Origin of the sequence: Streptomyces sp. NBC_00249, from assembly GCF_026342355.1 — a bacterium.
In the GTDB taxonomy this organism is placed as follows: domain Bacteria; phylum Actinomycetota; class Actinomycetes; order Streptomycetales; family Streptomycetaceae; genus Streptomyces.
The window spans coordinates 382,594-396,153 of sequence record NZ_JAPEMV010000008.1 but is presented as its reverse complement, the minus strand read 5'-3'; the positions used below and the strand labels follow the sequence as shown (position 1 = coordinate 396,153).

The 13,560-nt window shown below is 75.0% G+C and carries 14 protein-coding genes, 1 tRNA gene and 2 pseudogenes; 7 read left to right on the top strand and 10 right to left on the bottom strand.

The window, feature by feature from the left end:
• The first annotated feature begins 23 nt into the window (after window positions 1–23).
• Window positions 24–1,259 carry a M6 family metalloprotease domain-containing protein gene (locus tag OOK31_RS31515; protein ID WP_267090779.1) on the top strand — a complete coding sequence of 412 codons (1,236 nt, stop codon included), beginning with the start codon at window positions 24–26 and terminating at the stop codon, window positions 1,257–1,259.
• A 59-nt stretch (window positions 1,260–1,318) separates the two neighbouring features.
• Here OOK31_RS31515 and OOK31_RS31510 read toward each other — a convergent pair.
• The 4 genes from OOK31_RS31510 to OOK31_RS31495 form a co-directional block, all read right to left on the bottom strand.
• Window positions 1,319–1,392, bottom strand: a tRNA-Lys gene (locus OOK31_RS31510).
• The gene (locus OOK31_RS31505) at window positions 1,383–1,976 is read right to left on the bottom strand and encodes a bifunctional DNA primase/polymerase (protein ID WP_267090778.1); all 594 of its coding nucleotides are present in this window, start codon (window positions 1,974–1,976) and stop codon (window positions 1,383–1,385) included. Before OOK31_RS31505 ends, OOK31_RS31510 begins: the two co-directional genes overlap by 10 nt.
• Before the next feature lie 166 nt (window positions 1,977–2,142).
• Complete coding sequence (locus OOK31_RS31500; RefSeq protein ID WP_267090777.1) at window positions 2,143–2,490, bottom strand: hypothetical protein; 348 nt, start codon at window positions 2,488–2,490, stop codon at window positions 2,143–2,145.
• Window positions 2,491–2,567: 77 nt separating this feature from the next.
• Entirely contained in the window at window positions 2,568–3,125 is a 558-nt protein-coding gene (locus tag OOK31_RS31495; protein WP_267090776.1) for an NADPH-dependent FMN reductase, read from the bottom strand.
• Between the two features lie 138 nt (window positions 3,126–3,263).
• Here OOK31_RS31495 and OOK31_RS31490 point away from each other — a divergent pair, with 138 nt between their 5' ends.
• The gene (locus OOK31_RS31490; RefSeq protein WP_267090775.1) at window positions 3,264–3,755 is read left to right on the top strand and encodes a MarR family winged helix-turn-helix transcriptional regulator; all 492 of its coding nucleotides are present in this window, start codon (window positions 3,264–3,266) and stop codon (window positions 3,753–3,755) included.
• An 8-nt stretch (window positions 3,756–3,763) separates the two neighbouring features.
• On the opposite strand, the pseudogene OOK31_RS31485 reads toward OOK31_RS31490, so the two are convergent.
• Window positions 3,764–3,892 (bottom strand): annotated as a pseudogene (locus OOK31_RS31485) (MarR family transcriptional regulator); the annotation flags it as partial.
• Between OOK31_RS31485 and eno the strand changes: the two are divergent.
• Window positions 3,887–4,303 (top strand): annotated as a pseudogene (gene eno / locus OOK31_RS31480) (phosphopyruvate hydratase); the annotation flags it as partial. The pseudogenes OOK31_RS31485 and eno overlap by 6 nt on opposite strands.
• A gap of 9 nt (window positions 4,304–4,312) precedes the next feature.
• Here eno and OOK31_RS31475 read toward each other — a convergent pair.
• From OOK31_RS31475 to OOK31_RS31465, 3 genes are read right to left on the bottom strand one after another with little or no spacing between them, the layout of a single operon-like run.
• Window positions 4,313–5,644, bottom strand: a complete 1,332-nt coding sequence (locus OOK31_RS31475; protein WP_267090774.1) for an AAA domain-containing protein — start codon at window positions 5,642–5,644, stop codon at window positions 4,313–4,315.
• Entirely contained in the window at window positions 5,641–7,227 is a 1,587-nt protein-coding gene (locus tag OOK31_RS31470; protein ID WP_267090773.1) for a hypothetical protein, read from the bottom strand. Before OOK31_RS31470 ends, OOK31_RS31475 begins: the two co-directional genes overlap by 4 nt.
• On the bottom strand, window positions 7,215–8,384 hold the full coding sequence (locus tag OOK31_RS31465; RefSeq protein WP_267090772.1) for a hypothetical protein: 1,170 nt from the start codon (window positions 8,382–8,384) through the stop codon (window positions 7,215–7,217). Before OOK31_RS31465 ends, OOK31_RS31470 begins: the two co-directional genes overlap by 13 nt.
• 225 nt (window positions 8,385–8,609) lie before the next feature.
• On the opposite strand from OOK31_RS31465, the gene OOK31_RS31460 reads away from it, so the two are divergent.
• Entirely contained in the window at window positions 8,610–9,206 is a 597-nt protein-coding gene (locus tag OOK31_RS31460) for a histidine phosphatase family protein (protein ID WP_267090771.1), read from the top strand.
• A gap of 92 nt (window positions 9,207–9,298) precedes the next feature.
• Here the strand turns inward: OOK31_RS31460 and OOK31_RS31455 are convergent, their stop codons facing one another.
• On the bottom strand, window positions 9,299–10,627 hold the full coding sequence (locus OOK31_RS31455) for a tetratricopeptide repeat protein (protein ID WP_267090770.1): 1,329 nt from the start codon (window positions 10,625–10,627) through the stop codon (window positions 9,299–9,301).
• 260 nt (window positions 10,628–10,887) lie between these two features.
• Here OOK31_RS31455 and OOK31_RS31450 point away from each other — a divergent pair, with 260 nt between their 5' ends.
• Both OOK31_RS31450 and OOK31_RS31445 read left to right on the top strand, forming a co-directional pair.
• On the top strand, window positions 10,888–11,304 hold the full coding sequence (locus OOK31_RS31450; protein WP_267090769.1) for a hypothetical protein: 417 nt from the start codon (window positions 10,888–10,890) through the stop codon (window positions 11,302–11,304).
• A 94-nt stretch (window positions 11,305–11,398) separates the two neighbouring features.
• Complete coding sequence (locus OOK31_RS31445) at window positions 11,399–12,220, top strand: spermidine synthase (protein WP_267090874.1); 822 nt, start codon at window positions 11,399–11,401, stop codon at window positions 12,218–12,220.
• A 13-nt stretch (window positions 12,221–12,233) separates the two neighbouring features.
• Here OOK31_RS31445 and OOK31_RS31440 read toward each other — a convergent pair whose 3' ends face one another.
• On the bottom strand, window positions 12,234–12,791 hold the full coding sequence (locus OOK31_RS31440) for a hypothetical protein (protein WP_267090768.1): 558 nt from the start codon (window positions 12,789–12,791) through the stop codon (window positions 12,234–12,236).
• A 78-nt stretch (window positions 12,792–12,869) separates the two neighbouring features.
• On the opposite strand from OOK31_RS31440, the gene OOK31_RS31435 reads away from it, so the two are divergent.
• On the top strand, window positions 12,870–13,556 hold the full coding sequence (locus OOK31_RS31435) for a response regulator transcription factor (protein ID WP_267090767.1): 687 nt from the start codon (window positions 12,870–12,872) through the stop codon (window positions 13,554–13,556).
• Window positions 13,557–13,560: the final 4 nt, after the last annotated feature.

Sequence of the window (13,560 nt, the reverse complement as noted above, 5' to 3'; positions counted from 1 at the left end):
CGAATCCACCACCGGAGGTCGATGTGGCGCGACAGCAGACACCCGGGGGAGTGGACCGCTCCCGCGCCCGAAGTGCGGCGGCCGTCATCACCTCGATGACCGCGCTCGCCGCCATGTCCCTCGTCGCGGGTCCCGCGGTGGCCGATTCCGGGGCCGGCCCGTGCGCGCTGACCCGGACCGCCGCCCACCACTCCCTCGGGGTGGACACCTGGAACCGGGCCTACCCCAAGCCGGAGCGCACCCTGAAGGCCGTCATGGTCTTCCTCTCCTTCCCCGACCACCGCACCACCCTCGGCACGCACGAGCTGGCCTCCGACTACTTCCCGGCCACCAGCGAGTTCTTCGAGCGGGCCTCCTACGGCCGCTTCCGGCTGACCCCCCACCCGCAGGAGCAGTGGATCCGGATGCCCAAGCCGTCCACCGCGTACGGGATACAGCGCGACTGGGCCCCCGAGGACCGGGCCGCCTACCTGCGGGACGCGGTCGCCGCGGCCGACCCGTCGGTGGACTTCAGCGCGTACGACGTCGTCTACTTCGTCGCCGACCCGAACGCCCCCGGGGTCGACTCGGACGCGACCAAGGTCGTGAACTTCGACCGCCCGCTGCGCGCCGACGGAACCGACCTGCGGCGGATCGTCACCGTCTTCGAGCAGCACCCGCCGGACCGCAACGTGCTCGCGCACGAGACCGGGCACGTCTTCGACCTGCCCGACCTCTACCACCGCCCGACGGACGGCAAGGGTGACTGGGACACCTACGTCGGCGACTGGGACGTCATGGGCAGCCAGTTCGGCATGGCCCCCGACCTGTTCGCCTGGCACAAGTGGAAGCTGGGCTGGCTGGACCCCGCGCAGGTGGACTGCGTACGGTCCGGCACCTCGCTGCACACCCTCCAGCCGCTCGGGCAGGCCCCCGCGCCCGGCGGTACGGGCGGCACCCGGCTCGCGGTGATCCGTACGGGCACCGGCAGCGCCGTCGCCGTCGAGGCCCGGGGCTCCGCCGGCAACGACGGGGACACCTGCACGGAAGGGGTGCTGGTCTACCGGGTCCGCAACGAGGCGGCCTCGGGCGGCGGCCCCATCGAGGTGCTGGACGCCCACCCGGGCACGGAGGCCTGCTGGGACCGCTCGGTGTACCCGCCGCTGGCCGACGCCCCGCTGGAGGTCGGCGAGACCTTCACGGTCCCGGGGGAGCGCATCACGATCGAGGTCGCGGACCGCACCCAGTCCGGCGCGTACACCGTGAAGATCACGAGGTGAGCCCCACGGCACGACGAAGAAGGCCCCCACTCCGAAGAGTGGGGGCCTTCTCCCGTCTGTGCGCCGCCAGGGACTCGAACCCCGGACCCGCTGATTAAGAGTCAGCTGCTCTAACCAACTGAGCTAGCGGCGCTTGCTGACGTCGTAGACATTAGCATCCTGATCCGCGAGAGGAAAAATCGATACCGGACCCCGCGCCGCGTGCAGGAACGCCCAGAGCAGGGAGTCCGGCCCCGGCAGCCACGGCAGCCGGGTGTCGGGGGCCACCAGCCAGCGGGACGGGCCGGGGCCGGCGGCCAGCGGGGGCACGGTGACGGCGTCGCCGTGACCGTGGCAGAGCGGGGCCGGCGCGGCCGGGCCCCACTCCTCCCAGGCCAGCAGCGCCGGCAGCCGCTGGGCCGTGCCCGGGGCGGCGAAGAGCAGCATGCGGCCCCGGTGGACGGCGGCCGGGCCCGAGCCGGGCCCCTGCTCCCAGAGCAGGTCGAGCATGCGGCGGCCCAGGACGAGCGGGACGTTGACGACGTCGAAGGCGGTCCCGCAGGGCAGGACGGCGGGGGAGGAGGGCCGGGCCTCCCACGCGGCGAGGGTGCTCCGCGGGTGCGCGGACGCGGAGGCCAGCCAGGCGGCACCCTGGGAGGTGACGTGGGTGGCGGGCGCGGTGCGCGCGTCCAGGCCGTCCAGGGCGGGACAGGCGGCGGTCGTCGTCGGGGTCGTCATATGCCAGGTCTACCGGGCGTAGCGCCGCGGTTCCTCGGAGTTACGGAAAACCGGGACAGGGCGGCTTCCGTTGGGGTATGTTGCGCCCCGCATATGCCAGGGGACCCGCCCCGTCCGGCCGCCCCGGGTCCCCGCCACCCCCCGGCCGGGGGGTGGGTGCGGGGGGTTACTGGAGGTCCGGGGCGGTGCCGCGCTGGAGGTCCTCGCCGAACTCGATCATCTTGCGGGCGTAGTCCTCGGTCCACTCGGCGGTCTCGGCGATGGCCTCCGGCGAGAGCCGGTCGAAACGCCGGGGGTCCGCCAGCTGGGCCGCCGCCAGGGCCTGGAACTCCACCGCTCTGTCCTGTGCGGCCCGGAAGGCCAGGGTCAGCTCGGTGGCGCGGAGCAGCAGCTCGCGCGGGTCCTCGATCGACTCGAGGTCGAAGAAGTGCTCCGGGTCCGTGGCGGCCTCCGAGGGCTCGAAGAGCAGCGGCGCGGGCCGCAGCCTCCGCTCGGTCCGCTCGGGCTCTGCCATGCGTGTCCTCCTGCTGCGCGTGCGAAATGCTTCCGGGCCACCCTCCATTGTCCAGCGTCGCGCAAGAGTGCCGGGAGTCAGACCGTGACGGGCTGCTGGGCCAGCGCGGCGACGTCGTCGAGCACCCCGCCCAGCCGGTCCGCGAGACCCTCCGGGGCCTCGAAGCCGTCGGGGCCGATCAGGGCGTTCACGCCGGGGACCGCCACCGAGCGCGCGGCGGGGAGCATGCCGACCCGGGTGAGCACCGGCAGCAGCATCTCGGCGGCGGGGGCGCCGCCCGTGGGGCCCGCGCTGTAGCTGACGAGGCCGACGGGCTTGCCGTCCCACTCGCGGTAGAGGAAGTCGATGGCGTTCTTGAACGGGGCGGTGAAGCCGCCGTTGTACATCGGCAGGACGAAGACGAAGGCGTCGGCGGAGTCGACGAGCGCGCTCCAGTCCTTGGTGTGCTGGTGGGCGTAGATCCCGCTGGAGGCGTACTCGGGCTCGTCCAGCATGGGCAGCGCGATCTCCGCGAGGTCCACCGGGGTGACCTCGAAGCCGCCGTGCGCCCGCGCCAGGTCGGTGACCCAACGGGCGAGCGGGCGGCCGGAGGAGGTGGGGCGGGTGGCGGCGGAGACGACGTGCAGGCGGGTCATGGTGTGAACTCCCGTTGGGTGGAGGTGCGGTGTGCTGTGCTCGCAGTCTGGTTGTTGACGTGTCACCAAGGGAAACCGGCGGTGCGTGATATGTCAACTAGGTAGGTGACGTGTCACCGATATCGCTAGGGTGGCCCCATGACCGAAGTGCCCGAGCCCGCCCACCCCCGCTGGCTCACCGAATCGGAGCAGGACGCCTGGTACGCCTGGCGGCGGATGTTCCCCCTCGTCAACGCCGAGATCGCCCGCGACCTGAACCAGGACAGCGCGCTCTCGGAAGCCGACTACGACGTCCTGTCCGTCCTCGGCTCCACCGAGGGCCACCGCATGCGCATCAGCGCCCTCGCGGTGCTCATGCAGTGGTCCCGCAGCCGGCTGTCCCACCAGCTCACCCGGATGGAACAGCGCCGCCTCGTACGCCGCGAGGAGGTGGCCAGCGACGGCCGCGGGGCGGAGGTGGTGCTCACCGGGTCCGGCGTCGACGCCATCACCGCGGCGGCCCCGCTGCACGTGGAATCCGTACGGCGGCACCTGATCGACATCCTGACCCCGCATCAGCTGGAGGTCATGGCGGAGCTCGGCGAAACGCTCCGGCAGCACTTCGGGGCCACCCGTAAGAGCCGGACGTAAGAGAGGGCCTAGCGCGCGGCGAGCCGCTCCAGCAGGGCGGCGCTGCGGGCTAGCAGCGTCCGCTCCTCGTCCGTGAGTTCGGCCTCGATGGCCTGCGCGAGCCAGCCGACCCTGCGGCCGCGCTCCGCTGGGACGGCTGGCGCGAGCTGACCGCCCGCGTCGGCGACCGCTGCCAGCTCACCGGCGACGACCTGTTCTGCACCAGCGAAACCCTGCTGCGCGAAGGCATCCGCACCGGCGCCGGCAACTCGGTCCTGATCAAGGTCAACCAGATCGGCACCCTGACCGAGGCCCTGGCGGCCGTCGCCACGGCCCACGGGGCGGGCTGGACCGCCGTCATGTCGCACCGCTCGGGCGAGACGGAGGACACCACCATCGCGGACCTCGCGGTGGCGACCGGCTGCGGCCAGATCAAGACCGGCTCCCTCTCCCGCTCCGACCGCACGGCCAAGTACAACCAACTGATCCGAATCGAGGAGGAGCTCGGCGACGCGGCACGCTACGCGGGCCGCTCCGCCCTGCGCCGGACGCGGCCCAGCCTGTCCTGACCAGCCGGTTCAGGGCCGGTAGGGCACGCGGTGTTCCGCCAGGTGCGCCAGGACCGAGTGGTTCGCCTCCCAGCCGTCCGGGAACTTCACCGTCACTCCCAACTGCACCGGCTCCGTCGACGGATGGTCGTCCAGCAGTTCCGCTATGCCCGCCCGGGCCACCACCACGCAGGCGTGCCGGTGCCGGGAGGTCAGGACGCACAGCCGGCCCGTCTCCAGGTGGAAGGCCGTCGCGTCGGGGCGGCCGGACAGCGGGTGCAGGACCACCGTGAGGTCGTACTCGCGGCCCTGGAGCCGGTTCGCGGTGTCCACGGTGACCCCCGTGACGCCGAGCGAGGCCAGTGCCGAGCGGACGGCCGCGGCCTGGTCCCGGTGGGCCGTGCCGACCGCGATCCGGGACGCCGTCAGCGGAGCCGGGGCCGGGGACTGCTCGTCGGAGGTCACCGCGCCCCGGTCCAGCGCCCGCCGCACCACCAGCGCCACCGCCCGCACCGCCTCCGGATCCGTACGCGGCGTGTGCCGCGCGGGCAGCTCCAGCAGGCCCCAGCCCGACTCGGCGGCCTCGTCCAGCACCCGGTCGGGGCCCGAGCCGTCGCCCACCACCCCGTACGAGAGCCTCCGCTCGCCCGGACCCGTACCGCTGCGGAACCGGCTGTACGGGTAGAAGGCGCGCGAGACCAGCGGCGCGGCCGTCGCCGGGAGCCGCCACGACACCGGCAGCCGGTGCTGCGGCAGCTGCGGGTTGTGCGCGAGGAGCGTGGACACCGCGGAGGCGGACGGGTCGTAGGACAGGCCCGCCCACTGCTCGGCCCCGACCACGCTGAACGGGTCCAGCTGCCCCGGGTCGCCCACGAACAGCGCCCGTTCGAACAGCCCGGCCACGGCCAGCAGCGCGTCGGAGCGCATCTGGTACGCCTCGTCGACGATCGCGTGCTCCCAGGGCTCCGTGTCCTTCACGTACGCCCACTTCGCGGCCGTGGAGATGGTGACCGGCAGCTCCGCGAGGTCCCCGGGCTTCGCCGACAGCGTCACCGACGGCAGCCCGCGCAGGGCCGGGTCGTAGGCGTCGCCGTCGCTGCTGTGCAGCCGGCCGACCTTCAGCCCGGGATCCTTGTCGGCGAGCCGCAGCACCAGGTCGTCGACCTGCGCGTTGGTCTGCGCGACCACCATCAGCCGGCGCCCGGCGGCGGCCAGCTCCCGGGCCGCGCGCACCACGAGCGTGGACTTCCCGGCCCCGGGCGGGGAGTCCACCACGACGCCCCGCTCGGTGCCGTGCAGGGTGTCGTGCAGGATGGCGGCGGTCGCCTGGGCGGCGGCCGCGCCCGGGTCGAAGGCGGTCACAGGATGTCCTCGTCGGTCACGGCGTCGGTCGGGGCGAGGGCGGACGCCGCTCCCGGCGGCCCGCCGTGCGTCCACGGGGTGTTCTCCGGGTCCGGCAGCTTCGGGCCGCCGCGCGCGTCGTGCTCGAACAGGGTCCAGCACACCCGGTCGCCCTTCTCCGGGACCGAGCCGGGGACGGGCTCCCGGCCCGCGCCCATCTTGTCGAGGACGCGCAGCACCAGCTGCCCGTCCTCCTCCGCGCCGACGAACTCGAAGGCCTGCTGGCGGCCCTCCAGCGAGCGGAACACCTTCCCGCCGCCGCCCTCCGCGAGCTGCGGCCGGTCGTCGGTGGCCACCGTCACCAGCGGGCGCGGCCGGGGCCGCTTCGCCTCCGTCCACTCCATCACCACCTCGGTGACCTCACCGGCGAAGGCCTCGCCCGTAAGGCGCCGGCCCGCCATGACGAGCGGGTCGTCCAGCGCCTCCTGCGCGTCCAGCCGTACCTGCTCGGTCTCCCGCGTCGCCAGCTTCTGGGCGGCGGTCACGGCGTCGTCGCGGCGCGGCTGCGGGGGCTCGCCGGCCCGGACCCGGTCCCGGTGGCCGGTGAAGGACCAGCGGTCGCGGGTCCAGCGCTCCTCGGTGCGCTCGCCGGCGGGCAGGGACCGCAGCAGCTCCAGGGCCTCCCAGGTCTGCTCCCAGGCGGTGCGCATCTGCGTCAGGACCAGCCGCCGGACCTCCGCCCCGGCCGCCCGCAGGGCCTCCTCCCGGGCACTCCCGCCCGCTTCGGCCGCCGCCGCCCGGGCCGCGTCGAAGCGGGCGATGGCCGGGGCCAGCAGCTTGTTGTCGAAGGCCGGGTCGGTGGCCGGACCGGCCGGCGGCACCAGCAGCTGCCCGTCGGCGTCCCGGCCCAGCTCGGCGCGCAGCGCCCACTCGGCGCCGGACACCCCCTCGGGCGGACGCGTCCAGGCCAGCAGGGAGCCGAGGTGCTGGTCCTCCAGGTTGCTCTGGCCGGTCGCCCAGTGCCGCCCCAGCAGTTCCGTGGCCGACACCAGCATCGAGGACCCGGGCACCCGGGAGCGTTCGGCGAGGTGCGTGAACCAGCGGCCCAGCAGCGGGACCTGAGTGGGCACCGGGTACGGGTTCTCCGGGTCCTCCTCGGCGGTCCGCCGGAACCGCATCGACCGGCCGAGGAGCCGTACGTACTCCACGCCCGCCCGGCTCGGCACGACGATCTGCGGGGCGTCCACGCACAGCTCCGCCTCGACCTTGACCTTCTTGCCGGTCTCCGGATCGGTCTCGGTGCGCTCGGCCGGCTCGACGACGTCCGCGTACGCCTCGACGTACGGCATGACCTGCGCGGCCAGGTCGGCCAGGAATCGCCAGCGCAGGTCCCGGTCGCGCGGCTGCGGTATGACCAGGATCCGGGGATCGTCCCGGTCGGTGCCCACCATCGCGCCGAGCGGCGCCCCGGCCTCGCCCGCCGTGGTCAGCGGTACGAGGACCAGCGGGCGTTCGCCGATGTGGCGGTGCCGGACGGTGGCGAGGGGCTGGGCGCGGCCCGCGCGGACCGCCTCCAGCCGGGCCAGGGTGTTCAGCAGGGACATGCGGGGTTCTCCGGGCCGTCGTACGGGGGATGGGCGGCGGCCCGCTCCAGGGCCTCGGCGCGCAGCCGGGCCGCGTGGCGCAGCGCGGCCGCGGTGGGATCGTCGGCGGGGCCCGCTCCGGCGGCGGCGGCGAGGGCGGCCTCGACGGTGGTCAGCCCGCCCAGCTCGCCGCGCAGGGACCGGCCCAGCGCGGCGGGGTCCCCGGCGTCGCGGGACCGCTCCCGGCAGTGGAAGGCCAGCTCGCAGGCGGCCAGGCACTCGGGGGCGTAGGCGGCGGTGACGGCGGAGACGGCGGCGGTCAGCTCCTCGGCGGGCCGGGCCGGATCGAAGGTCAGCCCCTCGGGCAGCGCGGCGGCCAGCTCCTCGACCCGGGTCAGCCGCTCCAGCTGGCGCAGGGTCACGGCCCGTTCGCGGCGGACGTCGACCGGTGCGGCGGCGGGCAGGTTGGAGAAGTCCTTCGGGCAGACGAGCAGCACCTGGTGGCCGACCTCGGCCCCCTCCAGCTTGCGGGCGGTCCGCTCCAGGGCCAGCACGTACACGGCGGCCTGCCGCGCGGCGGCCCCCACCTTCGCGGCGTCGGCGGCCCCGTCGATCATCGGGAACGATTTGATCTCCACCACGGTCCAGCGGCCGTCGGGGTGCACCACGACGGCGTCGGGCTCCAGGTAGGCGGGGGTGCCCGCCACCTCCAGGGCCAGCATCGGATGGTCGAGCAGCGTCCACGCCCGCGCGGCGGTGGCCTCGCGCAGGGCCAGCGCCGTCCGGGCGGCCCGGCCCTCGGGCCCGGCGGCGGTGAGGTCGGGCACCCGGGCGTCCGGCCCGGGCGGCTCGGCCCGCGCGTCGAGGCGTGCGTGCGTGAGGCGCAGCAGCTCGGCTCCGCCGTCGCCCTTGACCTTCGCCTCGAAGGAGTTGCCGCGCACGATCGCGAACTGCGACTGCCCGAAGGAGGCGGGCGAGCCCAGGGCCGTCGCCAGCGCGGTCTTGTCCACGCCGGCGCCGTCGAGGAGGGCGCGTCTGCCGCAGCCGGGGTTGGCGGCGAGCGCGGCGAGGGCCCGGGCGTCGAGCGGTCGGGGCGGCACGGCGGGGCCGCGCAGGTCGGCGAGCCGCTGCCGCAGTGTCGTCGTCGGGGGCGGGCCGCTGGGCGGGTAGGAGCTCACGGGCGGAAGTGTCCCATCCGCCACTGACAATCGTGGACTTACGGCGTAATCAGAGGTCTTGGGACGGGTCCGGCCGCCGTCGGGCGGGCCGCTGCCGGCCGGTCCCACGGCGGGGCGGCCCGGCAGCCGGACTCAGGTCACCTTCCGTTCACCTCGTGGATGATGGACGGACGGACCCCCTCGCCTGACAGGCACGCGAACCCCTACGGACCGGGAGAAACATCAATGGCCCCCCGCATCCTCCTCGCCCGCCACGGCCAGACGGCATGGTCGAAGCTCGGCAAGCACACCGGACGCACGGACGTACCCCTGCTGGAGGAGGGCCGCCAGGGCGCGAAGCAGCTCGGTGAGCGCCTCGCCCGCGACCCCTGGGCGAGCCTGCGCGGCCTGGAGGTGCGCACCAGCCCCCTGGTCCGGGCGAGCGAGAGCTGCGACCTGGCCGGCTTCGGGGCGCAGGCCGACCCCTGGGACAGCCTCATGGAGTGGGACTACGGCGACTACGAGGGCATGACCCCCGCCGAGATCCAGGCGGTCCGGCCGGGCTGGCTGATCTGGCGCGACGGGGTCCCCGGCGGCGAGTCCGTCGCCGATGTCGCGGCGCGCGCGGACGAGGTGGTCACCTGGGCCCGTTCGGCGGAGCGCGACGTCCTGGTCTTCGCACACGGCCACATCCTGCGCACCCTCGCCGCCCGCTGGCTCGGCTTCGAGGCCTCCTTCGGCGCCCGCATCCGCCTGGACCCCACCTCCCTGTCGGTCCTGGGCTGGGCCTACGGGGCCCCCGCGCTGGAGCGCTGGAACGACACGGGCCACCTGGACGGCTGACCCGACTCGCCGGTCTGGAACTGGCGAGCTCCGGACCGTTCCTGCTGTTCAGCGGGCCGGACGAGAGCGAGGCGGGGCCGCCGTGCCCCGGCTCAGGCCTGGGCGTGGCGGGTCAGGAAGGCGCCCACGCGCGGGGAGCGCTGGTGCGGGACCAGGACGCGGGCCGTCTGCCCGAGCATCGACCGGATCCGGGTCGACCGGACCTCGGTGAGCAGGTCCAGCACCCGGCCCCCCGCCCAGGCGGCCTCGTCGGGCGCCCCCGCGCGGGCCAGGTCCTCGGCGAGCTCGGCCGTGTACAGGGCGACGTTCCGCGCGAAGTGCGGGTCCTGGAGGTCGGCCGCGCGGCGGGCGTGCCGGGCCGCGCGGGCGTGCTCCCCGAGGGCCGCCCAGCACCGGGACTCCAGCGACTCCAGCTCGGCCTCGCCGAAGAAGGACATCCACTCCGGGTCGGCGCCCGACTCCCCGCGCGAGAACTCCGTGTGCGCCCGCCCGAGGGCCTCCTCGCAGGAGCCGCGGTCGCCCAGCCCCGACCAGCCGCCCGCCTCCCGCAGCGCCAGCAGCGCCAGCAGCCGGGGCGAGCCCAGCGGGCGCGCCGCGCGCTGGCCCGCCTGGGCCGCCCGTACCGACTCGCGCGGACGCCCGCAGTCCCGGGCCAGGAAGGCCATGTTGCTGAAGGCGTGCGCCTCCAGGCCCGCGTCCCCCGAGACCCGGGCGGTGGCCAGGGCCTCCGAGTAGTGCGAGCGGGCGTCCTCGTAGCGGCCCGAATCGTGCGCCAGCCAGCCCACCGAGACGGCGAGCTCCCCGGCCCCCGCGTGCAGCCGGTCCTCGGTGGACTGCCGGGTGCCTCCCGCGTCGAGCAGGGCGTAGGCGGTCTTCAGGGGCTGCGCGGCCCGCCGGTACAGGGCGTCGGCGCCGTGCCGGTCGTCCAGCAGCCGGATCTGGCGCACGGCGTCCTCGACGGCGGCGGCCTCGGCCTCGCCGGCCCGGGACGGGAGCCGGCGGGTGTCGCCGAGCAGGGTGAGGCTGAGCGTCGCGGCCGCCACGGTCGCGGAGCCGCCCGCCATGAACGCGCGACGCAGCACGTCGCTCTCCTTGGAACGCTGGACGAGGTGGGTGAAGGCGAAGGCAGGCGGCGCGGGCAGGGCGCGCTGCGCGGACCGCCCGCGCACCGCCTCGCGCGGGGAGAACCCGAGGTCGGTCAGGGTGCGACCGGGGAACATGTGCAGGAAGACCCGCTCGTAGGCGTAGTTGGGGCAGCGGATCTCGCCCGACTCGACCCGGCCGATGTACCGCGCGTCGCAGGAAACCGTTTCGCCGATCTCCCGTGCCGCCCTGCGCACCACGGCCGCGAACTCGGCCGGGGAGTGTTGCCCGCGCAGCCGCCGGAAGGAGGAGTTGGGTGAGTGGGGGGACGCCGCCATGGACGTGGCCTCTCTGGACAATCTCAGCTCAGGTGATCCCGGTCGGAACCGGCCCCGGTAGCAGGGCCCCGGCGCGCATGAACGTACCGCCAGCGGAGGGCACTCCATGCGGTGTTTGGCTACAAAACGGATATCTCACCCGCGATCCGCCATGAACTGCCATCCTTTGCGGCGTCTTGCCGCCGCACCTGTTGACGCCTCCGTGCGTTGAACCCATGCGGATACGGATCGAGGAGGGGTTCCCCTTGGTGGAGGCCGGCATGGACAGCACTGGAACGAACACCGCGCCCGAGCCCGGCGCGGCCCCGGCCCCGCTACCGGCCCCCGACCTGGTCACCGTGCCCGCCCGGCAGGGCCTGGAGGCGGTCGACATCATCCGCCGCGGCGCCGGTCACGCCGCCTACGGGGTCGGCCCCGTGCTGCACGACGGCTCGGGCGACACCCTCGGCTTCATCGTCCCGCCCGGCACCGCCGACGCCTGGGACCTGCCGGGCAGCGCGTGTACGCAGACCAACGGGCGCGGCATGCGCTTCGGCGACGCCGCCTCGCCCACCGCGGGCGTCACCGGCTGGCTCCTGCCGCCCGAGGCCGTGGGGCCGGTGACCGACCCCGAGGTGCTGCGCGCCGCGCTCGGTGAGGCCGCCCGGCTCATCGAGGCGGCGGACAACTGCCGCTGAGGCGCTGACCAGCCATAATGGTGCTGTGGCTGGGAAGAGCAAGCGCAACAGGGACGACCGGGACGCCTCCGCCCGCCGGGGCGGCGCCGAGCCGGTGAGCGGGCAGGTCGGCGGCGGCACGGCCGAGCTGGCCCCGGACCGCGAGCGCCCGCACGCCTGGACCCTGCTGATCGACGGGGCCCCGCAGTCCCACGTGGACCTCGACGACCCCGCCCACCTGGACTTCGCGTACCAGCGGCGGATCGGCCACCTCATCGACCTGATCGCGCCCGCCCGGCAGCCGCTGAACGTGGTGCACCTGGGCGGCGGCGCCTTCACCCTGGCCCGCTACACCGCCGCCGCGCGCCCCCGCTCCACGCAGCAGGTGGTGGAGATCGACGGGGCCCTGGTGGCCTTCGTACGGCAGCACCTGCCGCTGGACCCCCAGGCGCGGATCCGCGTACGGGCCGTGGACGCGCGGGCCGGGCTCGCCAAGGTCCCCGACGGCTGGGCCGACCTGGTCATCGCGGACGTGTTCAGCGGGGCCCGCACCCCGGCCCACCTGACCAGCGCCGAGTTCCTGGACGACGTACGCCGCGCCCTGGCGCCCACCGGGTGGTACGTGGCCAACCTCGCGGACGGCCCGCCGCTGGCGCACCTGCGGGGCCAGATCGCCACCGCCGCCTCCCGGTTCACGGAGCTGGCGCTCGCGGCGGACCCCGTGGTGTGGCGGGGGAAACGTTTCGGCAACGCGGTGCTCGTCGCCGCCGACCGGGAGCTGCCCGTCGCGGAGTTCACCCGCCGCGTGGCGAGCGACCCGCACCCCGGGCGGGTCGAGCACGGCCGCGCCCTGGCCGACTTCGCGGGCGGCGCGGCCCCGGTGGCGGACGCCTCGGCGGTGGCCTCGCCGCAGCCGCCCGAATCCGTCTTCCGCTGACCCGGGCGCTGGTTCAGCGTTCGTCGAACTCCACGCGCGGCGCGGTGTCGTGCCAGGTGCAGAACACCGACGACTCCCGCCCGTCGCGGGTGAAGGTGACCCGGATCCACACGTCCTGCTTCCACACCTGCATGCGCCAGCCCGCCGCCGGGGTCGCCGAGACCAGCTCCGCCGAGGCGGCGCCGAGGTCGAGGACGACCCGGCCGCCCGTGACCGTGTACCCCTTCACCTCGCCGCCGCCCGGCTCCGGTGCCGGTGCCGGAGCCGGGCGCGCGCCGGCCGGAGGCGAGGACTTCGGCTTCCCCGCCGGGGCGGAGCCCGACGGGGAGGCGGACGGGGACGCGGACGGGGAGGGCGTCGGCGACGGCACGGCCGAGGGCGTGGGGGACGGGGGCGGCGGCGGATCCGCGCGCTGGGTCGAGGAGGACAGCGGCCGCGTGGCCAGCGGAACGGCGAGCGGGGGATCGTAGGCCGTCCCGGACATGACGGTGTGCACGCCCCACCACGACAGGGTCACGGCGGCCGCGGTCGCCAGCAGCCAGGCCATGGCATGTACAAGTCCTCGTCGCATCAGGGCACATACTGCACCACCCGTCACAGAGGTGGCCCGGCACCTCCCCGGCTCCCCCGAATGGACTACCGTGCGGCCATGGCTAGTGTGCTCGTGGTCGAGGACGACCAGTTCGTACGTTCCGCCCTGATCCGGCACCTGACCGAGGCCTCCCACACCGTGCGGAGCGTCGGCACGGCCCTGGAGGCGCTGCGCGAGGTCGCCCACCACCGCTTCGACGTGGTCATCCTCGACCTCGGCCTGCCCGACCTCGACGGCTCCGAGGCGCTGAAGATGCTGCGCGGCATCACCGACGTACCGGTCATCATCGCCACCGCCCGCGACGACGAGGCCGAGATCGTCCGGCTGCTCAACGACGGCGCCGACGACTACCTGACCAAACCCTTCTCGGTGGAGCACCTCTCCGCCCGGATGGCCGCCGTCCTGCGCCGCTCCCAGGCCGCCGCCGCCGAGCCGCCCTCCCGCGTCCTGCGCGTCGGCGGGCTCGCCATCGACCCGCTGCGCCGCCAGGCCGAGCTGGACGGGGCCGTACTCGACCTCACCCGGCGCGAGTTCGACCTGCTGGCCTTCCTCGCGGGCCGCCCCGGGGTGGTCGTGGCCCGGCGCGACCTGCTCGCGGAGGTCTGGCAGCAGTCCTACGGGGACGACCAGACCATCGACGTCCACCTCTCCTGGCTGCGCCGCAAGCTCGGCGAGACCGCCGCCAGCCCCCGCTACCTGCACACGCTGCGCGGGGTCGGCGTCAAGCTGGAGCCGCCGCAGTGAGGAG